The following is a 20540-nucleotide window of genomic DNA, read 5'->3' as shown; positions in this document are numbered from 1 at the left end:
ACGCCCGCACCAGCATCCTTACCGGCCGCGTACTGTGCTGCCGGCACCGAGCAGCTCCAGCCGCTGCTGCGCATTCTTGTTGTTCGGGTCGAGTTCGAGCGAGCGGCGATAGTGCTTGATCGCCGCAGCCTTGTTGCCGGCTTCGGCATAGCCCTCGGCGAGGCTGTCGAAGGCGTTGGCGCTGTCCGGATACACGAGCGTGGCAAGGCGGAAGATCTGGACGGCCTGCTGCGGCTGGCCGGCCGCTGCCAGTCCATAGCCCCAGGCGTTGAGCTCGGCTTCAGGCAGGGTAAAGGTCTTGTCGCGCGCGCGCAGCGCCTCGTAGGCGGCATGCGCGTGCTCGAAACCGCGGCGCGCCAGCTCGGCTGCCAGCTCGCTGCGGCTAGCCGGTCCCGGCTCTGCCGGCCGTGCTTCCAGCGTGGCCGCGTAGGCCGGAATGCCATGGCTTGCCGGCGTGGCGGCCAGCCAGGTACGGGCCGCGCCGTCGTCCTTCAGGTAGGCGTCGAGGAAATGCAGCACGTAGTCGGCAACCCAGCCATGGGCGCGGTTCACGTCTGCGCGCGGGTACTGGTTGAACATCGTGTCGGGCGCGAAGCGCAGGTAGGTCGACGAGAAGGCGAAGTGCTGCATCGGGTACATCGTCAGCTTGTACAGGTCGGCATGCTTGACGTCGTTGAGGAAGCCCGACACCGGCTTGCCCCGCTTGGCGAGCAGTTCCATCGAGGGCGGCCGTCCGCCGGCGAACAGCATCGGCAGGCGGATGGTGGCCGGGGTGACGTACTTCGCGGCGGCGATCAGGTCCGGATAGGCGCGCACCGAGCCATCGAGGTCGACCAGCGCCTTGATGCGCGGGTCCTTCGCGGCCGCGAGCACGTTCGCCAGCCCGCCCCAGCTGTAGCCAACCAGGGCCAGGCGCCCGGGGTCGGCCTCGGGAAGGGAACGGGCGTAGCGGACCAGGAACGCGATATCGGCCGCCTGCGTTTCCGCGCCCTCCAGGTCGATCGGCATCTCGCGCGAGCGCGTACCCATGCTGGGACTGGCGACGACGATATAGCCATGACTGGCCAGGTATTCGCACAGGTCGGCGTTTTCGGCGGCCGGCGCGCTGAGGCTGGGAGCGTAGAGCACGACCGGGAAGCTGCCCTGCGCGGCGCCGGCATCGCCCTGGGCGCGCATCGGGTCGCGCAGCGCGGCCTCTCCCTGCTCCGCGCCCGATACGGGAAAATAGTTGCCGCGGACAACATTGTCCGCAAACTTGGCGGCCTGGGCCTCGGTGCGGCTGAAGTCGTCCTCGCTCCCGGTCAGCTTCAGGTAGTCGCCGTAGACCAGGGGCTTGCCGGGCCCGCTTGCCGGGTACCAGACCAGGGTCTGCACCGGCCGCGCCCGCTCACCGTCGTAGCGTTTGCCGCTCAAGGGATCGACCCCGGTGCGGTAGGCACGTGTATGGTCGTACTGGTGCACCGCCTTGAATCCGACCGCGAACGGGCCCGGCGGGTTGGGGAAGGCAAACCGGGATGCAGGCTGGCTGGCGCCTGCCGGAAGGGCGACGAGAACGCTAACAAAAAGCAGGACAAAGACACGCATGGTGGGCTCCCTTGTTGTTGAGCTCCCCATACTAGACCATTTTGTCTAGATGCGCGCATGATTTTATCGGCAGCCCGGGATCATGGCTGCCGGGGTTCCACCTGCCCTGCCCGGCTAGCGCACGCCGACCAGCACCGCCCGCTCCGGGTCGGGCGCCGCATTGCCTTCCATGACGACGATCCGGCTGGCGGCGTCCGGTTGCCCGGCCGGCGCCGTCGACAGCGCGCGCATCGGGCCGATCGCGGTGCCGTTGGCGCCGCCCATCGGATTGGTCTCGAAGACCGCCACCGGCCCCTGCTGCCCGCTGGCGTAGACGCTGTAGACGGTCTTGGGCTTGAGCTTGAACAGCGATACCTCCAGCGCATCGGTCAGTCCCAGGTTGCGCGCGACGATAAAACCCTTGCCCTCGCCCGACACCGGACGCAGCGCAATATTCACCGGGTCCTGACCGGTGCGCGCGACCAGGTTGTCCTTGCCCGCGCCCGAGGGTACCGCGCGCGACACGTAGACCAGGGCCTGGGGCGCCTGGCCGACCGGCACCCGGGCCACGACCTTGTTGCTGGCCGTGTCGATGACGTCGACCGCATCGCCGTTCTCCAGGCCGACATAGACCCGGCTGCCGTCGTCGGACGACCACATGCCATGCGGCAGCGCGCCAACGGGGATGGTCGTCACCAGTTCCGCCCGGGGTCCGGTCCGATACACCTTCACCGCGTTCTCCCCGCCTATCGACACATACGCCAGCGTGCCGGCCGCCGTGTTCGCGAACGACAGGTGGTTGGTGATCATGCCCGTGTCGAAGACCTCCTTCACCTGCATAGACCCGGTATCGATGCGCGTGACCTTGCCGACGTCCTTGTGGGTCATCCACAGCTCGCCGCCGTCGGGCGTGAATTGCAGGAAGGGCGAGAACGGACTGACCACGTCGATCGTCCGGATCACCTTGTGCGACCGGACGTCGATCACCGACACCACGGGCGAAAAACTGGACACCACGAAGGCGCGCTTGCCGTCGGGATGGAACAGCACCATCCCCGGACCGGGCGCGACCTCGATGCGCCGCGTTTCCTTGAAGGTCTTCGGGTCGATCACCGACACGTAGTTCTCGCCGCGCACCACCACCCAGACCTCACGCCCGTCCCGGCGATAGAAACCCTCGTGCGGCGAGCGGCCGATGTAGGCGACGCCCTTGACCTTGTTGGTGGCGGTATCAATGAAGCTCACCGAATTGGAGCCGTTCGAGATCGCGATCAGGGTGCGGTGGTCCGGCGAGAAACCCAGGCCGTGCACATTGATCTGGCCCTTGTAAAGCGGCGAGAGGATGTCGGGCCGCTGGTTGCCGAGGCGGATCTGGCCCAGCAAGGCGTTGGTCGACGGATCGATCACCGAGACCGTGTTGCTGTTCTGGTCGGCCGTGTAGACCCGGTCCTGCGGCGCCGGCGCGGCCTGCGCAAGCGCCGCCAGCAGGAGCGCCGGGACAGCGAGTAGCGAGCGTGGGTTCATGTCGTTCCTCTCTCAAGGTGTGTGGATGCGCGCAGGCGCGGCCTTGCGGCGCAGCCATGCCTGCATGACCTGGATCTCGTTCTGCTGCTCGGTGATGATCCCTTGTGCCAGGTTGCGCAGCTCGGGATCGCTGGTGCGCAGCAACAGGGCCTTGGCCATGTCGATGGCGCCCTGGTGGTGCGGGATCATCATGGTCACGAAATCGTGCTCCGGCACGCCGTTGGTCGGCGCGCGCCGCATGCCGTCCTCCATCACCGCCATCGCATCGTCCATCAATGCGGCGAAGGGTTTGGCGGTACTGGCGACGAATACCGGCGGCGCGGCGGAGGCCGGGGCGTTCCTTCCATGTTCATGCGCCGGCTGGGCGCCCGCGCCGTTCACGGGCGCCGCGAACGCCGCGACCGCGGCGCAACTGAGCAGGAGGGCAAGTCGATGTCGGATCATTGCTTTCTCTCCAGTTGGTCGTAGACGGCGACGGCAATCGTTGCCAGTTCCTTCCTGTCGGCGCCGGCCGACAAGGCATAGCCGAACTTGCCGTCGATCCAGTAGAACACGCTCACCGGCCCCTCTTGCGCGAAGCGGAAGCCGGTATCGCGATTCTGCGACTGTTCGGTGGAGACATACAAGGTGAGCCGCTTGCCGGCCGCGTTGTGGTACATGAACTGCGCAACAGGCCCGCTCTGGCCGGGCAGCAGCCGCCCGCCGATCAGCTCATAGCCGAGCTTGCCCAGGCGCGGGGGCCGGATCGGGGTACCGAGCCGTTTCGACAGCCAGGTCACCAGCTGCGCTTCCTGGTCGGCGCCGATCTCGACCGGATGGCGGACATCGGGGCTGTAGACCACGTGCGCGATGGCGGCCTGGCGCGCGAGGGCGGCCGGCGCGGACGGCGCGCGCCCGGGCACGCCCAGGCCCGCAAACGTCTCCGGCATGCCGGCCGCGCCGCGCAGCATCCAGCCGCCCACGCCGCCGAGCAGCGCAATGGCCAGCGCGGCCGCGGCGCGCCCGGCGAGCCCGGCCTGCCAGGGCCTGGGGCGGGCTGCGCCGGCGATCGCCTGCGGCAGCGCTTCGTCCAGCACGGGATCGAACAGGCGCCGCAGCTCGAGGTTCTGGGCGCGATAGGCATCGACCCGCGCCGCCTCCTCCGGCCGGGCCGCAAGCCAGGCCGCGATCTCGGCCTGGCGCGCAAGCGGCAACAGGCCATCGACATAGGCGTGCAGGTCCGCTTCGGTGACTGGCAAGGTATTCATTTGACCACCTGCAGGGGCGCGACGGGCGCGGCCCTGCCTTCCATTAGTGCGCGCAATTTCTCGCGCCCGCGCGACAGGCGCGACATCACGGTTCCCAGGGGCAGGCCGAGCGTGCCGGCCACCTGGTCATAGGTCATTCCCTCGAGCGCGACCAGCAGCAGGATCTCGCGCTGCTCGGCGGGCAAGAGATCGAGCGCGGCCTGCATGTCGCGCAGTTCCAGTGCCGCGCCGTGGTTGACGGCGGGCGCCTGGTGCTGGTCCGCCTCTTCCAGCGGCGCGGTCTGCAGCCGCCGCGCGCGCAGGTGGTCGACGTGCAGGTTGTGCATGATGCCGAACAGCCAGGCGCGCATGTCGGCGTCGCGGCGCCACTCGGCAATCCGGCTCCAGCCGCGCTCGACGGTGTCCTGGACCAGGTCGTCCGCGCCATTGCGTTCGCCCACCAGCGCCCGCGCGTAGCGGCGCAGGCGCGGGATGCAGGCAATCAGCTCGAGACTCGGATCAGGCATGGCGACAGGGAACGAGGATGCAACGCGGCTCAGTCGGTCACGATGTGCCAGACATTCTTGACATTGTCGCCATTGCGCTCGCCGGGGCGCGTGTCCTGGGCGTACAGGTAGAGCGGCTTGCCGTTACGCGCCAGTTGCCTGGTGCCGTCGTCGCGCACGACGACCGAATACGGCGCCGCATACGTGGCGGCGGTGGCAGGCACGGCCGGCCACATCGTGGCGCAGGGTCCCGCGCAGGCGCTCTTGCCGCTGCCGGCCACGTCCTTGTCGAAGGTGTACAAGGTCATGCCCGCTTCATTGACGAGCGCGCCGTCGGCCTGCCTGGGCATAGTGCCTGCCGTGGATGCGCAGGCCGACAAGACCATGGCTGCGCCCAGGGCGCCCAATGCTGCACGAATCGATACCATGACAATCTCCTGATGTGGGGTGGGAACACTGTCGTATACGTGCAGGACGGGAAGACTATTCCATGCGGGCGAAAATATTTAGTTGACCATGGTTGCGGAGCCCGCGCGAAGCTTGCGGCAAGCGCCTCCTTGCCGGCCCGGCTCAGGACATGGCAGCGACGATGCGCTCGGCAATCGCTCGCAAGGCTTCGGGATCGGCCGGAACGGCAGCATGCGGCACCAGGGGCGCCGCTTCGCTTCGCGGGACGATATGGAAATGCAGATGGGGCACGGTCTGGCCTGCCGCGCGTCCATTGAACTGCGCGACCATGATGCCGGGCGCGCCCATCGCTTTCTTTACCGCGGCGGCGACCTTCTTGACGGTCCGGATGCAGGCCGCGGCACTCTCGTCGGACAGCCCGAACAGCTCGACGGCAGGCTCCTTCGGCAGGACCAGCACGTGGCCGGCGGCCTGCGGCATGATGTCCATGATCGCCAGCGTGGCGGCGTCTTCGTACACCCGGATGCAGGGCAGCTCGCCGCGGAGAATCCGGGCGAAGGGATTATCGGGATCGTATGCGGTGCTATCGGTCATGCGTTGCTCCATGGGCTGGTAATCGGCGGTGCTTGAACGGGTCGATTATGCCGCATGAGGCGCCTGGCAAGAAAACACGCGTCGCCGGCTTCCGCGTCCGGGCCGACATCCTCCGGTGATACGCACGCACACCTGAGCAACAACGCGTCATGGTTCCCTCTGTGCCTACCTGAAAACCGCCGTGGCGCATCCGCCGTTCTGTTGAGTTCGAAGCGCAATAACCCGTGGCCACAAGGTAAAATTGTAAAAACTCAAGGAAACCCTCCTCCGCATTGATAAGGCTTCAATAAGCCGGTAGGCTGAGCAATTACATGCACCTGAGCAATACGTAACGAAACCATGCGCCAGTGCGCGCTTCGCCTGTCGCAGCCACTCCGGATCCAACGCCCTACCCTATCTGCCCAGCCGGCAAACCCACTATGCAAACCCCTGCCCAGCTCATGAGCGGGTTGCTCGACTATCTCGTCGAGCAAGCCAAAGACATCGACCCTGCCGCTTTCACGCTGTCCAGGCTGACCGAATTCAAGAAGACCTATGCCGACCTGTCCACGCTGCCCTGGGTCGACTTCAATCCCGACGCCGCCGAAGGTAACGCATGGCTGCGTGTGCATCGCCTGGAGGCGACCCGCGCGCCGATGCTGTCCGAACCGGAGCTTGCCGCCTTCCTGACGATCGGCGACGACCCGGCTGCGGCTGCGCCCGCCCCGAAGGAAGCTGCGCTGGCGGGCGCGCGCGACGCCGACGCCAAGGTCGTCGACGAGGACGAAGCCGAGCAGCGCGACGTGGAGCGCCGCGCCCGGGTCGGGCACCTGCTGCAGGCTTACCTGCCGCACTGGCATCACTGGGCTGCGCGCGAAAAGCCCCGGCGCCAGGTCATGTCCCTGTATGCGGATCTGTTTGCCTTGAAGACGCGCCTGGAGTCCCAGGAAGCGGTCCGTCCGCTGGAACTCGTATGGGGCATGGGCGTCTCGTCCTGGCGCGTGCCAAACGTGGACCGGACGGGCTCGCCAGGCACCGTGGATTTTCACTATCCGCTGATCACGCAGGCGCTCGAGATCGATATCGACAGCGCCTCCCATGCGATTACGCTGGGTCCACGGCAAGCAGAGCCGCGGCTGGAACTGGACGCCTTTGCCGCCTGCGATGTCCCCGGCATCGGCGATATCGAGAGTGCCGCCCGCTCGCTGCTTCACGCCGGCGCCGGCATGGACGTCTCCCCCTTCGATCATGCGTCGACCGAGCCGATCCTGAAACTGGTGGCGGGCAACATGACAGCCTCGGCACGCTACGAGCGCGAAGCCACCAGCGTGCCCGCCGCGGGGGCAGACCTGGTGGTAACGAACCAGTGGGTCGTGTTCGCCCGCCCGCGCGCCACCCATTTCCTCACCGAGGACATCGCGCGGCTCAAGGAGCGCATCGTGCATGGCGCAAGCGCCGGGCAAGACCTGCCCGCCGGACCGATGAGCATTGTCATGAAACCGCTCGAGGCGGTCATCGAGCATGCGCCGATCGCGTTCCGCGGCCTGTCCGGCCGGGCGATCGTCAAGGGAGAGCCGCGTGAGCTCTACTTCCCGCTGCCTTACAACCGGGAGCAGGAAACGATCATCCAGCAGCTCGAACGCTCGCCAGGCGTCGCCGTCCAGGGGCCGCCCGGCACCGGCAAGACGCACACGATCGCCAACATCATCAGCCACTACCTGGCATCGGGCAAGCGGATCCTCGTCACCTCCAAGGGCGAGCCGGCGCTGAAGGTCTTGCAGGAGAAAATTCCCGAATCGGTCAGGCCGCTGACGGTCGCCCTGCTGTCCGGCGACAAGGAAGGCATGCGCCAGTTCCAGGCCTCGATCGAAGCCATCATCCATACGCTCACCCACCTCAACACCGGCCTGGAGCAGGAGAGAATCGCCACCTGCCGCCTGGCGCTCGACCGGACGCACGCGGAGATGGCGCAGATCGATTCCCGCATCGATGAGATTGCCCATGTCCAGCTGGCGGAAATCGAAGTGGACGGCGTCGCCATGCGCGCGCAGAAAATGGCCGAGCTGGTCATCGACGGCCGCGCGCAGTTCGGCTGGTTCGACGACGAGCTGACGCTGGCGCCGCACCATGCTCCGCCCTTCAGCGACGAACAAGGCATGGCCTTGCGCGATGCCCGGCGCCGGCTCGCCGAAGACCTGGTGTATTGCCAGGCCCGGGTTCCGGCATCGCACACCCTGCCCGCGGCCGCCGACCTCGGGCAGCTGCACGAGGTCCTGCAGACGATGCGCGAGATCGAGCGCGACGAAGCGAGCGGCGCGCTGCTGCCGCTGCGCGCGCCGACGCTTGATGTGCTGGAACAGGCCCGCGCGCTCCTGGCCGCGCTGGACGGTTCGCTCGCGCTGGTGCGCGAGCTCGAGGAGTCGGGGATGGAATGGGCATTCTCGCTGCGGGATACATGCCGCCGTCCGCAGTTTGCCACCGAGCGCGGGTCGCTCGAAGCCCTGTTCCCGGAGGCGGATGCCTTGCTTCAGGCGCGTGCCGAATTCATGCAAAAGCCGGTGACGGCGTCCAGGGAGGCGCTGGAGCATCCGAAGGCGCAGGAAGCGATTGCCCGCGCAGTCGACACCGGCAAGCCGTTCGGCCTGCTCGCCTTTGGCGCCGGCGACATCAAGCCGCACGTGCACGCCATCCGCGTGGCCGGCCTGGCCCCAGCTTCGAGCGCCGATTGGGCGCACGTGCAGCGCTTCGCCGCGCTGCATTCGCGCCTCCTGTCGTTCGTCGTGCGCTGGAATGCCTTCGCAGAACTGCTGTCGCTGCCGGTGCTGCCGCCCGAGGTGGCCCAACTGCGAACGATCGAATCGATTGCGCTGACCGCGCGCGCCGCCCACACGCTGGCCACTACGCACGACGTCCACCTGCCGGCCCTGGCCGAACGGGTATTCGCAAACGTGCCGAAAGAAGACCTGCTGGGACGCCAGGCGGAGCTTTCGCGCGTGCGCGAACAGCTGCGCCGCCACCTGACCCGCGCCGAACTGGCCCAGGCCACGGGCAGCCTCGCGGCGTTGCAGGAAAAGCTGGCAGGCACCGAGGGGCCTGTCTCGGTCCGCCTGCGCGCGCTGGTCGAGCAGGCACTCGGCCAACCCGACCTGCCTGGCGAGAAGCTCGCCGGCGACTACGTCACCCTCCTCGGCGAGGTGCGCCGGATCGAGGGCCTGGCGCCAGACCTGGCCACCGTGCGGGCCCTCGCCGGCGAGATCGAACGACACGGTGCGCCCAAGCTGGCGGCCCGGGTGACGATGGTCCCGTCGGGCGCCGCCGGCGACGACGCCGTTTTTCCCGTGCGCTGGCGCGACGCCTGGAACTGGGCACGCCTGCGCACCCACCTGGACGAGATCGACGGCCGGGACGAAATGCGCGCGCTGGCGGCGCGGCGGCGCGACCTGGAGAAGGCGCTGGCGCGCCTGTATCAAGACCTGGTGTCGACATCGGCATGGCTGCAGACCAAGCGCAACGCCGGCCAGAACGTCCTGAGCGCGCTCGAGACCTACCGCACCGCGATCCGCAAGTTCGGCAAGGGAACGGGCGTCAACGCCGCCCGCTACCGGCGCGATGCGCAACAGGCCATGGTGGACGCGCAGGCAGCCGTGCCCTGCTGGATCATGAGCCATGCCCGGGTGTCCGAAACCCTGCCCGCGACCCTTGGCGCCTTCGACCTCGTGATCGTCGACGAGGCCAGCCAGTCGGACCTGTGGGCCCTGCCCGCGGTCCTGCGCGGCAAGCAGATCCTGGTGGTCGGCGACGACAAACAGGTCTCGCCGGAGGCCGGCTTTGTCTCGGGAGCGAAGATTACCGAGCTGCGCCGGCGCTTCCTGGCCGGCCAGCCCTTCGAAGCCGTGCTCACCGCCGACATGTCGCTCTACGACATCGCTTCGACCGTGTTTGCCGCCTCCAAAGTCATGCTGCGCGAGCACTTCCGCTGCGTGCAGCCGATCATCGCCTACAGTAACCGCGTGTTCTACAAGGACTTCATCCAGCCGGTGCGCGTCCCGAGGGCGTCCGAACGGCTGGACCCGCCCCTCGTCGACGTCTACGTCGCCGGCGGCTACCGGTCGACCAAAGGACACAATCCTCCCGAGGCGGACTTCATCGTCGCCGAGATCGACGCCATCCTGCGCGATCCCAGGCTGGCCGGCCGCACGCTGGGCGTCGTGTCGCTGCTCGGACCGGAGCAGGCGCAGCTGATCGACAAGCAGGTACGCGCCCGCTGCGATGCCGTGGAGCTGGCGCGGCGCCAGTTTGCCTGTGGCGATGCGCGCATCTTCCAGGGCAGCGAACGCGACATCGTTTTCCTCAGCATGGTGGCCGACAGCGAGAACCACCATGCCCTGTCCGGCGTGATGTACGACCAGCGCTTCAATGTCGCCGCCTCGCGCGCACGCGACCGGATGTATCTGGTGCGCTCGGTACGGCTGGAAGAGCTGTCGACCCTCGACCTGCGGCGCACCCTGGTGGAGCACTTTGCCCAACCCGTGGAGAGCAACGAGGAAGCGGGCAGCCTGATCGAGCTGTGCGAATCGGGCTTCGAGCGCGATGTCTATACCGAGCTGTTCAATCGCGGCTATCGGGTGGTCCCGCAGGTGCCCGCCGCAGGCTACCGCATCGACATGGTGATCGAAGGCGCGGACGACCGGCGCCTGGCGGTCGAGCTCGACGGCGACGAATTCCACGGCCCGGACCGGTGGCAGGCCGACATGGGGCGCCAGCGCGTGCTCGAACGCGCCGGCTGGACCTTCTGGCGCTGCTTCGCCTCGACCTGGTCATTGCGGCGCGAGGCCGTGCTCGGCGAACTGCTCGCGCAGCTGGAGAGCATGGGCATCGCACCCCTTGGCGCCATTGCGCGGATTCCCTCGCTGGTCGAGTACCGCGAATGGGGGCGCGGACAAATGACGGCCGAAGACGACGCCGCTGCGCAAATGGTCGAGGCGGCCGTTGCAGGGGCGGATGCGGGTTGAGCGATGACGGCTTCGCTCCAAGGCGGCGCGCAAGTGGCCTAGGTGCGCGGCCTTTGTCCGGAAAAACCCAGCGGGGAATGGGTCTTTGGTCGGAGGCGCTCGCTCCATTTGATACCGGCCTCGGTCCCCGTCAACGTTTCTTGCCGTTGGCTGCCAACCGGTGGCAGTCCTGCTAGTTCTACAAACCTGGACAAAGAAAATCCTTTGAATTAGGGGTTTCGATTGGCTCAATTGCCTTAGCTGGGCAGCTATTGCGTAGCCCCGAATCATTCCATTCGGAACATCAAAGACTCTGAGCCTCCCATTTTCTGTTGTTTTCTGTTAATTAAAAAGCTCGACGCATATTGAGCACTATCCGCGAAAAAGCGGCTGCAGGGCCAGCAGCGATTACTGCTGTCCGCCCCTTACCGAGTATTTCTAGGTACGGATCAAGGTCCGGGTGCCTCCAATGCGCTCGAACAGAGGCCCACATGCAGCCCGGCGCCAGTTTTCGAGAATTGGCACCGCCGACTCGCCACCGAACGGTTCACAGTCGGAATCCTCTAACTTCTGAAAGCGGCACCCTCCTATCAGGCGTGCACCTTGTTGATTGGGCATGGCATAGCTAATAGCCTGCTCAAAACGTTAGAACAGCGCCATGAGGTGTGCCGTTCCTGTTGCTCTAGAGGTAGCAACCCGGCGTCACAATAATGAAATTGTCGGAGTGCGCAGTGACCGTAGCGCGCTTACCATTCCTACGGCGCCAAGTCCGGGTCCAGCCCCATCTCAAGTGCAAGCGGTTCCGGTTGCCGCACTGACGCCAGCTGTCACCGAGCAACATAAAAACCTGGTGATCTTCCCATGCGGTGCAACCTACTTTCAGTCGCCAAATCACAATAACATTAAGCAAGGAAGTTTTCCCAAGTGGAAAATTCTTGCAGTAGTGATAAGATGCACGCTGGTTTTGGTAAGTGGACAAAGATGATTACTGATGATAACGAGTGGTTAGGCGAACAAGCATCGGCAGGGCCAATGGTTCGCGCGGGATTGGGTATCCTGTTGGCGAGGGGTGATTGGACGTGGTGGCATCATCCGGGCGCTGTGTCAACGTTCATGCTGGACGCAGTTTCAGCGTCTGGCGTTGCCGAATGGGGCGGCGACCCAGCAGTATTGGATGCGTCAGAATGGCTCGATGTTAATATTGCACTTGAGATAGCCAAATCCTTTCGAGTCGTGCTCGCCCGACGCGGTGGAGACCTGCGGCTCAAGATTCAACGGGCCGTATATTCTTGGGACGCCATCTCGCCCATCGCTATTTGCGACGACCTCGCGCGCGCCTTCGACCGCGAACGTATCTTCATCGATTGGCCGTCCGACCGCCGGCCCCGCCGTCCAGTCGCCTCTACAAAGCAGGGAGTGAGCGTCACCTCGTCTGAATACCTGGTTGAAAAGACGGGCTCACTCATTAAGTCACTCCCAGGTGCCACCTGGACTCCGCCAGTTCAACCCGCCACCATCGCTGTGATAACACTCGATGACATCTTGCAGAACCAGTTCTCGAGTGAGTTGCTAGTAATCCTGGATACTTCTCGAGAGGCGGTGATACCTCACATCGATACGATACGGGCGGGGACCGGGGCGCAGTGCGCCATTTTTCTGCCTGCTGACCAGCCCAACATCGAGCGTTGGTTGGAAATTTTCGGCGCTCGTATCGCGGCGCATGTAGCGATTGATCTTGCGCTAAGTGAGGCGAACAAGGAAGTTGAGCGAGGTGGATTTTTCTTAGCATCGACCCAGACATTCATGACCAAGTCCAACCGCACGTTTTTCCCTCCGACCACGCGGCGGGCAGAACGAAATGAACGGGAGGATAGCCCACAAACAACCAGTTCGGCATCGGTCGCAAAGCGACTAAGGCGAAGGTCGCAGCCGTTGCCTAATCTAGAGATCGACGGGGTAAGAATGGAGGCACCGCCTCCCGCTATTCGAGTCATGCACACACGGGTCGAGCACGAGGGCCTGCTTGTAACAGCGTTCCCACTGGTTGGAGTTGTTGAGATTCAGCTCAGCATTCAGCCGGTTACTCCTCTCAAACGCGGCATCGTTGCTTTTCCCGACGAAAATTTGGACTGGAAAGAAGATAAAAAATCATTGCAGGTGCATCTACTCGAAGTTGGTTCTTTACCGAAGTCGACCGCGTTGCTTTTGCCTCGCACTGGCGAATCGCCCGCAGCGATTTTCGATTATGAGATATCCCCCGACCGTGCAATCGATATGCGTTTCGTTGTCAGTGAGGGCGCGTGCATTTTGCAGACAGCAAGGTTACAAGGGCGTGCTGGCGCCCCAATTGAGTTCTTTGTAGAAGCGTTCAATTCGCCTGTTGACCACGACAAGAATGGCTTTGATGTTGCCTTACTCGTCAACAGCAGTCTAGGTAACACGCCAAGCGCAACCATCCTAACGCGCGACGGAATACATCTCAAGGAACTCGAATACCGCGAGATGATGGCCACCCGCGAAGAGCTGCGGGCGACCCTTGAGGCATGTCTATCGCCCGACGCCGCGTTCAGTTCATCACTCTTCAATCTGGCGAATTTCGGCAAACTCCTGTTGGATGCGTTGAGAGATCTAGTCCCTCACTGGCCAACAACGATGACTAGGATACAACTGACCACACCATCTAACGAGCATTTTCCGATTGAGTATCTTTACGATGGCGACATTCCCGATAACGAAGACGCCACGTTGTGCGATAACCGCGCGGCCTGTCTCATCGCGGGCACTGCAATAAAGAACTGCGAGATCCGAGCTGAGCGGCAACAGTTGTGCCCGATGGGCTTCCTGGGCATCACATCGGTAATCGAGCGCCGTACTTGGGACCGGACTATGGGCAAGAGACTATGGCTGAAGCAAGCCACTAACCAGGCCAAGCGTAGCCGAATATCTGACTTGCAGCGAGCACTGTTCGCCACTTCCAACAAGGCGGACGAATTCGATGACGATCACGTACCGGCAGCATTTGTCGTTACACGCACGCCAGATCTGGAAGCATTGATCAGCGGCTGGCGCAGGAACAACTGGCACGATTGGAGCCAATCCATTGCTGCGATACATCCCAAATTGCTGGTTTTAATTCCACACATCGAAAACAATCATCTCTATATTGGCGACGAGCAGAAACTCGCGTTCGGATCAGTGCGCCGCTCGCATATCGGAAACTCCGAACCCGTCGTTATCGCAATCGGATGTAATTCCGCCATCGGACTCACCTCTAACACTAGCTTGCCTGCCATATTGTTGCGCGAGGGAGCCAAAGTGGTAGTTGCCGCGCTTACTACCGTCCTCGGCCGCTTCGCAAATATCGCGGTCGCCGACCTGACCAAAAAACTGATATCGGCATCGGTAGCAAGCTCGCCAGTAACCATTGGCGAACTAATCACCGGCCTGCGCCGCGAATTCCTCGCAAGAGATAATGCTTTAGGCATGGTGTTGATTGCTTTCGGCGATGCGGATTGCTGCCTAGGAGAGCAGTCACCATGACTAGCTTTTTTGAAGTAAAACTGATCCAAGCCGAACACGGCGATGCGATCCTGGTGAGCTATGGCGAAAATCCCGTCCGTCACATTCTAGTCGATGGCGGTCCCGCGTCGTCACTACCGAATCTACTTGAAGTCCTTTCCGCATCGCGTACCAATGGCACCTTGACCCTTGAGGCGATTGTCGTTACCCATTATGACTTCGATCATATTGGCGGAATTATCGCTTTACTGGAACAAATGCCGGACTGGGTGGTCGTCAATGACATTTGGTTCAACGGGTATAAACACGCGTTGCCGCAGGACTTGCTCGGGCCACGGCACAGTGAAGCCTTGACTGACCTCATCGTGAAAAACCGACTGCCGTGGAACAAGGCCTTTAAAGAGCATGCCGTGTGCGCCTGTTCTCCTGGAAGTATTGACCTGCCGGGAGGCATATCAATCTGGGTGTTGTCACCAACGAAAAAGGAATTGGCCGCGTTGGCGAAACAATCGCCCGCACAGTTGCTGAGCGACGGTAATTCAGGGCTGCGGGATCGACTTGGACGTCGGGATGCCTGGCCGCCGCCGCCGTTCTCCAGTCTGGTCGGAAAGCGTTTTCTGCCAGACCAGTCCGTATCAAACGCGAGCAGTATCGCCCTCTTACTGAACTACGGAGACAAGCAGATCCTGCTGTCCGGCGATGCGCACGCTGATGTGGTCTGCTCCTCACTGGCCTACTATTGGCCGAGACAGAAGGTTAAACTCGATTTATTGAAGGTATCGCACCACGGCAGCCAAGCCAATACCTCCGCAGATTTCTTGAGAAGGATAGAATGCAAGCGTTTTGCCTTCAGCACGAACGGCAAGATACATGCACATCCCGACCAAGCCCTTATCGCCCGGCTCATCGGGTCCATTAGCAATCCAGAACTCATTTTTAACTATGCTTCGCCATGGGTGAACAGGTGGAGGAACCGTCCGGCGGCATGGCCGAAATACTTAACCTCATATCCGAGCGCTGACGATGCCTTTGTACGTGTAGCCGTCTGAATTTGACGCCGCTAGCTTTCCGCCTTGCGTCTCAGTTTGCCTGTGCAGTGCGAGGCCGGTGAGGGTCGCGCGCTGCGACGGAGGCGAACCGGTGGCCGGGACCAAAGTCGATTCCGACAATTTCTCGGTTCCGCCTGATATGCGTGACAAGCTCAGAGCGTGTGTTCCGGCCTGCCGGCATCGCGCAACATCAGGACCGGCACCGGCGAGTAGGCCAGCACTTGCTGGGCCACGCCGCCGGCCAGTCCCGGCGGAACGATGCGCCCGCCGCTGGCGCCGAGGACGATCAGGTCGCACGCGTTCTCCTCGGCGACATGGATGATCTCGTCGCCCGGAAACGGCGAGATGGCGGTCACCGTACGGCAGGCAACGCCCGCCTCATGGGCCAGGCCGGCCACCGTCGCCACGTGTGCGATCGCCTCCTGGTGCGCCTCAGCCATTGCCGCCTCGATATCCGCTTTCGTCTCGCGTCCGGTCAGCCGCACCGGATACGGAGGCGCGGCCGAGAAAGCCAGGACTTCCGCCTTGCCGCCCTTGGCGAGGGAGATCGCGGCACGTGCTGCTGACTCAGCCAGCCAGGAGCCATCGGTCGCGATCAGGATTCTCCGAAACATGGTTCTGCCTCCAGCGGCTGGTCATTGTAGGGCGTGTGGATTCGACATCAGAATGATCGTTGCAAGGTGCAAAAGCTTTGACCTGAATCAAATTCCTCGAATTGCTTCCCGGCCGGAACCGTGCGGCAACGCTGCCATAAGCCGCGCACCTATGATCGGGATCAAATCCGACGGGGCCACGAATCCTAGCCTCTGGACTCGTGCTACTTGTGCGACGCGTGACGTCAGGGGACAGACATGGACTTGCTCGTCAAATCGGTTTCCGCGGGAGCGGCAGCCTTGGCCCTGCTGGCTGTACCTTCGCCTGCGCCAGCCGCAGACGGCAAGGGCACGGCCAGGATGTACCGCGTCGTCGTGACCGAATTCCCGGTCCACGACATCAATAACCAGGGCCAGGGGATCGGCAACTTCGTCACCTCGACCGGGGTGACGCACGGATTCATCGAAAGCGGCGGCGTGCGAACCGACCTCGGCACGCTCGGCGGCTACAGCACGGCCGGCGCCATCAACGACCGCGCCGAGGTGGCCGGGCTGTCGCTCGGTCTCGATGGCCGAGTCCACCTGTTCCTGTGGGCGCGCGGCACGATGCGCGACCTTGCCGTGCTTGGCGGCAGCGCGAACGTGACCGGGCTGAACAATCGCGGCGAGATCACGGGCAATCATACGCCCCCGGGCCGCGGCAACGTGCCCTTCCTGTTTTCGCACGGCAGGCTGCGCGAACTGCCTGCGGCCGATCCGGGCTACCTGGCCTACTCGCGGGGCATCAACGACCGCGGCCAGGTGGTCGGCATTGCCGGCGCGGAGCAGGCCGTGGTCTGGATGCGGGGCCGCGTGCGGCTGATCGGACCCCGTATCGCGCCCTGGAGCTTGCCGGAGGATATCAACGAGCGAGGCGACATCGTCGGCTCGGCCGGCCTGCCGGGCGCGGCGTCGCCCTCCGACGGCAAGGCCTTCCTCTACAGCAACGGGCAGACGACCGACCTGGGCACGCTGGGTGGCCCCTTCGCCTTCGCCGTCGCCATCAACAAGCTCGGGCAGGTCGTGGGGGGCGCCAACATCCGCTGGCTGGAAACGCGGGCCTTCCTGTACGAGCGCGGCCGGCTCTTCAACCTGAACGACCGGCTCCTGCCGGGCAGCGGCTGGCAGCTGGAGGCAGGTGTCGACATCAACGATCGTGGCCAGATCCTGGCATGGGGGTTTCGCGCCAACCAGTACCGGATCGTGCGCCTCGACCCTGTTCGCTGGAACCCGCCGTGACGGCTTTTTTGGCGAGCCGCGTTCTCGGATCCTGGTCGGGTGTTTGATCTGCATCAAGGACGCGACAATTCGCAGCGCGCATTCTGGCGGCGACGCCAAGCGCCCTGGGCAGGCATGCGCTGCCGGGACACCTACAGGGACGTACAACACGGATCTACAAGGGGGAAAATGCCATGTACCAACGGATTCTGGTGCCGACCGACGGTTCTGCCATCGCAACGGTGGCCGTGAACGCCGCCATTGCCTTTGCGCGCGCCTGCGGCGGGAATATCGTCGCGCTGTCGGTTGCCTATCCCGAACCCGTGCTGCTGTCGGCGGAAGGCGCGGTGGCGGCCGGCACCAGCCTGGGCGTCGACGTCCTGCTGGAGCAGGCGGAACACCATGTGGCCCAGGTTGCCGAGGCCGCGCGCAAGGCCGGCGTGGACTGCACGGCGCTGACGGCGTATGGCGCTTCGCCTGCCGACGAAATCATTGCCGTCGCGAAACGCCAGCACTGCGACCTGATCTTCATTGCATCGCACGGCAGGCGCGGCCTGAGCCGCCTGATCGCAGGCAGTGTGACCCAGCGTGTGCTGGCCTATTCGCCGGTCCCGGTGATGGTCTACCGGCCGGACGCGGCGCATGGAAATGGCCGCGAGCCGTCCCGCGCCGCGGACGGCTCGCAAGCGTCCGACTGATGCACTGCCGGCAGCCATCGCAGGCTTGCGCCCTCGCCGCCATGGCGGGACAGGCGCCCGCATGAACGCACCGGACGCCCACGCCGGGCTCGACCCGGACGAAGCGGCGCGCAGGCTGTCCGAGGACGGTCCGAACGCGCTGCCCTCGACGGCGCGGCGCGGCTGGTGGGTGATCGCGGCGCAGGCCGCACGCGAACCGATGTTCGTGCTGTTGCTCGCCGCCGGTGCGCTCTACCTGGTGCTGGGCGAGCGGTCAGAGGGCATCCTGATGTTCGCCCTGGTGCTGGCCACGCTCGGCATGACCCTGTATGAGGAGGGCAAGGCCGAGCGCGCATTGAGCGCCCTGCGCGACCTGAGCACGCCGCGCGCCCTCGTCATCCGCGCTGGAACCAGGCTGCAGGTCGACAGCCGCGAGGTCGTCGTCGGGGATCTGTGCGTCATCGGCGAGGGCGACCGCATCCCGGCCGACGGGCTGCTGGTCGCAGGCCAGGACGTCCAGGCCGACGAGTCCCTGCTGACCGGGGAGTCCGAACCGGTCGCCAAGCGTCCGGCGCCCGCTTCACCCGCGCCGGCCGCCGCTCCCGGCGCCGACCAGCCCGCGGCCATGTTCTCCGGCACGCTGGTGGTGCGCGGCCACGGCCTGCTGCGCGTCACCGCCACCGGCGCCGCCAGCGCCATCGGCAGCATCGGCCAGTCGCTCGCCGGCCTGGTTCCCGAGCGCTCGCCGCTGCAGCGCCAGATGGCCTCCGTGATCGCCCGCTTCGGTGTCGCCGGCGCGGCGGTCAGCCTGCTGCTGGTCCTGTATTACATGGCCCAGGGCGCCGGCCTGCTGCAGGCGCTGCTCGCGGGCCTGGCGCTGGCGCTGGCCATGCTGCCGGAAGAATTCGCCGTCGTCCTGGCCCTGTTCCCGGCCTTGGGCGCCTCGCGCCTGGCACGCGCGAAAGTCCTGACCCGCCAGCTCAGCGCCATCGAGACGCTGGGGGCCACCACGGTTTTGTGTGTCGACAAGACCGGCACCCTGACCGAAAACCGCATGCGGGTTGCCGCGCTGTATGCCGATGGGGTCGAATGGCAGGCCGGCATGCGGGGCGGAGAAGCCCTCCCGGGCAGCCTGGCCGTCCTGCTCGACGCCGGCATACTCGCCAGCCGCGCGGACGGTTTCGAGCCGATGGACCAGGCCCTGCACCGGCTGGGCGCCGACTTTCCTGACGCCGCCGAACCCGGGCGCGCCGGCTGGACGCTGGCGCGCGAGTACGGCATGAGCGCCGAGTTGCGCGCCGTCGCCCATGGCTGGCATCCGGGCGCCGGGCCGCAGGCCGTGGTGGCGGCCAAGGGCGCGCTCGAGGCCATCGCCGACCTCTGCCATTTGACGCCGGCATCGGCCGCGCCCCTGTTCGCCGCGGCCGATTCCATGGCCGCGCGCGGCCTGCGGGTACTGGCGGTGGCCCGGGCCAGGCATCAGGCCCCGCCCTGGCCGGACGCGGTCCACGACTTCGACTTCGTTCCCCTCGGGCTGGTCGGCTTCGCCGATCCGCTGCGCGAAGGCGTCAGGGAGGCGGTCGGGGAATGCCGGGCGGCGGGCATGCGCGTCATGATGATCACCGGCGACTATCCGGCGACTGCGCTCAACATCGGACGCCAGGCGGGCCTGGCCGGCCAGGCGCCGCTGAGCGGGGCGCAGATCGCCGCGGCCGGCGACGCCACGCTGGCCGAGGCGCTGCGCGCGACCGACATCTGCGCCCGCGTCGCCCCCGAGCAGAAGCTGCGCATCGTGCGCGCCCTGCAGCGCGACGGCGAGGTGGTCGCCATGACCGGCGACGGCGTCAACGACGCGCCGGCCCTGCAGGCGGCCCACGTCGGCATCGCCATGGGCCAGCGCGGCACCGACGTCGCGCGCGAGGCCGCCGACCTGGTGCTGACCGACGACCACTTCGCCTCCATCGTGCGCGCCGTGCGGCTCGGCCGCCACATCTACACCAATATGCGCAAGGCCATGGTCTACATCGTCGCCGTGCATGTGCCGACGGCTGGCCTGGCGCTGTTGCCGGTGATGCTGGGCTGGCCGGTCGTCCTGTATCCGATCCACATCGTGTTCCTCGAGCTGGTGATCGACCCGGCCTGCGCGCTGGCCTTCGAGAACGAGGCCGAGGAACCGGACCTGATGCGCCGCCCGCCGCGCGCGCGCAACGCCCCCCTGCTGGACCGGCAAGCGCTGGTGCTGGCGCTGGCCCAGGGCCTGACGGTGCTGGTGACCGTGATTGCCGCCTACGGCTGGGCGCTCGACGCGCTCCCCGCGGGCCAGGCGCGGGCCTTTGCCTTCGCCGCGCTGGTGGCCGCCAACGTCGGCCTGATCTTCGGCAACCGCTCGCGCGCCCTCACCCTGTTCGAGGTCGTGCGCCGCGCCAACCGGGTCGCCTGGATCGTCGCCGGCGCGGCGCTGTGCGCGCTGGCTGCGGCCCTGTACGTGGAAGCGCTGGCGCGGCTGTTCCAGTTCGACGCGCCGCCGCCGCAGTACGCATTCGCGGCCGTGGGGCTGGGGCTGGCCGCCGCCCTGCCCTTCGACCTGCTCAAGCTGGCGCGGCGGCGCCGGCCGCGCGCCTTGCCGGCTTGACCGCACACGACAACCCAACCGC

At 65.5% G+C, this 20540-nt stretch carries 14 protein-coding genes; 6 read left to right on the top strand and 8 right to left on the bottom strand.

Annotation, left to right across the window (positions count from 1 at the left end):
* Positions 1-18 precede the first annotated feature (18 nt).
* The 7 genes from ACFPAH_RS20800 to ACFPAH_RS20770 all read right to left on the bottom strand — a co-directional run bounded on the left by ACFPAH_RS20800 (position 19) and on the right by ACFPAH_RS20770 (position 5821).
* Positions 19-1584, bottom strand: coding sequence for a dienelactone hydrolase family protein (locus ACFPAH_RS20800; RefSeq protein WP_379749158.1), 1566 nt, complete (start codon positions 1582-1584; stop codon positions 19-21).
* 114 nt (positions 1585-1698) lie between these two features.
* On the bottom strand, positions 1699-3087 hold the full coding sequence (locus ACFPAH_RS20795; RefSeq protein WP_379749156.1) for a hypothetical protein: 1389 nt from the start codon (positions 3085-3087) through the stop codon (positions 1699-1701).
* Between the two features lie 12 nt (positions 3088-3099).
* Positions 3100-3531 carry a DUF305 domain-containing protein gene (locus ACFPAH_RS20790; protein WP_379749154.1) on the bottom strand — a complete coding sequence of 144 codons (432 nt, stop codon included), beginning with the start codon at positions 3529-3531 and terminating at the stop codon, positions 3100-3102.
* Positions 3528-4334, bottom strand: coding sequence for an anti-sigma factor family protein (locus ACFPAH_RS20785; protein WP_379749152.1), 807 nt, complete (start codon positions 4332-4334; stop codon positions 3528-3530). Before ACFPAH_RS20785 ends, ACFPAH_RS20790 begins: the two co-directional genes overlap by 4 nt.
* A complete protein-coding gene (locus tag ACFPAH_RS20780; protein WP_379749151.1) occupies positions 4331-4840 on the bottom strand; it encodes an RNA polymerase sigma factor in 510 nt (169 codons plus the stop codon). The genes ACFPAH_RS20785 and ACFPAH_RS20780 overlap by 4 nt, the downstream gene beginning before the upstream one ends.
* A gap of 29 nt (positions 4841-4869) precedes the next feature.
* Positions 4870-5247 carry a hypothetical protein gene (locus ACFPAH_RS20775; protein WP_379749149.1) on the bottom strand — a complete coding sequence of 126 codons (378 nt, stop codon included), beginning with the start codon at positions 5245-5247 and terminating at the stop codon, positions 4870-4872.
* Positions 5248-5389: 142 nt separating this feature from the next.
* Positions 5390-5821, bottom strand: coding sequence for an HIT family protein (locus ACFPAH_RS20770; protein ID WP_379749147.1), 432 nt, complete (start codon positions 5819-5821; stop codon positions 5390-5392).
* A gap of 419 nt (positions 5822-6240) precedes the next feature.
* Between ACFPAH_RS20770 and ACFPAH_RS20765 the strand changes: the two genes are divergently transcribed.
* The 3 genes from ACFPAH_RS20765 (at position 6241) to ACFPAH_RS20755 (ending at position 15359) form a co-directional block, all read left to right on the top strand.
* Positions 6241-10812, top strand: coding sequence for an AAA domain-containing protein (locus tag ACFPAH_RS20765; protein WP_379749145.1), 4572 nt, complete (start codon positions 6241-6243; stop codon positions 10810-10812).
* A 930-nt stretch (positions 10813-11742) separates the two neighbouring features.
* On the top strand, positions 11743-14331 hold the full coding sequence (locus ACFPAH_RS20760) for a hypothetical protein (RefSeq protein WP_379749143.1): 2589 nt from the start codon (positions 11743-11745) through the stop codon (positions 14329-14331).
* The gene (locus tag ACFPAH_RS20755; protein WP_379749141.1) at positions 14328-15359 is read left to right on the top strand and encodes a ComEC/Rec2 family competence protein; all 1032 of its coding nucleotides are present in this window, start codon (positions 14328-14330) and stop codon (positions 15357-15359) included. The genes ACFPAH_RS20760 and ACFPAH_RS20755 overlap by 4 nt, the downstream gene beginning before the upstream one ends.
* Positions 15360-15511: 152 nt before the next feature.
* Here the strand turns inward: ACFPAH_RS20755 and ACFPAH_RS20750 are convergent, their stop codons facing one another.
* Positions 15512-15973 carry a universal stress protein gene (locus ACFPAH_RS20750; protein ID WP_379749139.1) on the bottom strand — a complete coding sequence of 154 codons (462 nt, stop codon included), beginning with the start codon at positions 15971-15973 and terminating at the stop codon, positions 15512-15514.
* A gap of 237 nt (positions 15974-16210) precedes the next feature.
* Here ACFPAH_RS20750 and ACFPAH_RS20745 point away from each other — a divergent pair, with 237 nt between their 5' ends.
* The 3 genes from ACFPAH_RS20745 (at position 16211) to ACFPAH_RS20735 (ending at position 20518) form a co-directional block, all read left to right on the top strand.
* Positions 16211-17230, top strand: coding sequence for a hypothetical protein (locus ACFPAH_RS20745; protein WP_379749137.1), 1020 nt, complete (start codon positions 16211-16213; stop codon positions 17228-17230).
* A 173-nt stretch (positions 17231-17403) separates the two neighbouring features.
* A complete protein-coding gene (locus tag ACFPAH_RS20740) occupies positions 17404-17907 on the top strand; it encodes a universal stress protein (protein WP_379749135.1) in 504 nt (167 codons plus the stop codon).
* A gap of 61 nt (positions 17908-17968) precedes the next feature.
* Positions 17969-20518, top strand: coding sequence for a cation-translocating P-type ATPase (locus ACFPAH_RS20735; protein ID WP_379749133.1), 2550 nt, complete (start codon positions 17969-17971; stop codon positions 20516-20518).
* Positions 20519-20540: the final 22 nt, after the last annotated feature.

It is taken from the genome of Massilia sp. GCM10023247 (genome assembly GCF_042653325.1).
Lineage (GTDB): Bacteria > Pseudomonadota > Gammaproteobacteria > Burkholderiales > Burkholderiaceae_D > Telluria.
Note: the sequence above shows the minus strand (reverse complement) of the source record. Positions and strands in the feature narration are given on the sequence as shown.

Coding starts and splice junctions, on each gene's coding strand:
- ACFPAH_RS20800 (WP_379749158.1), bottom strand. CDS start 1,584: ATGCGTGTCTTTGTCCTGCTTTTTGTTAGCGTTCTCGTCGCCCTTCCG.
- ACFPAH_RS20795 (WP_379749156.1), bottom strand. CDS start 3,087: ATGAACCCACGCTCGCTACTCGCTGTCCCGGCGCTCCTGCTGGCGGCG.
- ACFPAH_RS20790 (WP_379749154.1), bottom strand. CDS start 3,531: ATGATCCGACATCGACTTGCCCTCCTGCTCAGTTGCGCCGCGGTCGCG.
- ACFPAH_RS20785 (WP_379749152.1), bottom strand. CDS start 4,334: ATGAATACCTTGCCAGTCACCGAAGCGGACCTGCACGCCTATGTCGAT.
- ACFPAH_RS20780 (WP_379749151.1), bottom strand. CDS start 4,840: ATGCCTGATCCGAGTCTCGAGCTGATTGCCTGCATCCCGCGCCTGCGC.
- ACFPAH_RS20775 (WP_379749149.1), bottom strand. CDS start 5,247: ATGGTATCGATTCGTGCAGCATTGGGCGCCCTGGGCGCAGCCATGGTC.
- ACFPAH_RS20770 (WP_379749147.1), bottom strand. CDS start 5,821: ATGACCGATAGCACCGCATACGATCCCGATAATCCCTTCGCCCGGATT.
- ACFPAH_RS20765 (WP_379749145.1), top strand. CDS start 6,241: ATGCAAACCCCTGCCCAGCTCATGAGCGGGTTGCTCGACTATCTCGTC.
- ACFPAH_RS20760 (WP_379749143.1), top strand. CDS start 11,743: ATGCACGCTGGTTTTGGTAAGTGGACAAAGATGATTACTGATGATAAC.
- ACFPAH_RS20755 (WP_379749141.1), top strand. CDS start 14,328: ATGACTAGCTTTTTTGAAGTAAAACTGATCCAAGCCGAACACGGCGAT.
- ACFPAH_RS20750 (WP_379749139.1), bottom strand. CDS start 15,973: ATGTTTCGGAGAATCCTGATCGCGACCGATGGCTCCTGGCTGGCTGAG.
- ACFPAH_RS20745 (WP_379749137.1), top strand. CDS start 16,211: ATGGACTTGCTCGTCAAATCGGTTTCCGCGGGAGCGGCAGCCTTGGCC.
- ACFPAH_RS20740 (WP_379749135.1), top strand. CDS start 17,404: ATGTACCAACGGATTCTGGTGCCGACCGACGGTTCTGCCATCGCAACG.
- ACFPAH_RS20735 (WP_379749133.1), top strand. CDS start 17,969: ATGAACGCACCGGACGCCCACGCCGGGCTCGACCCGGACGAAGCGGCG.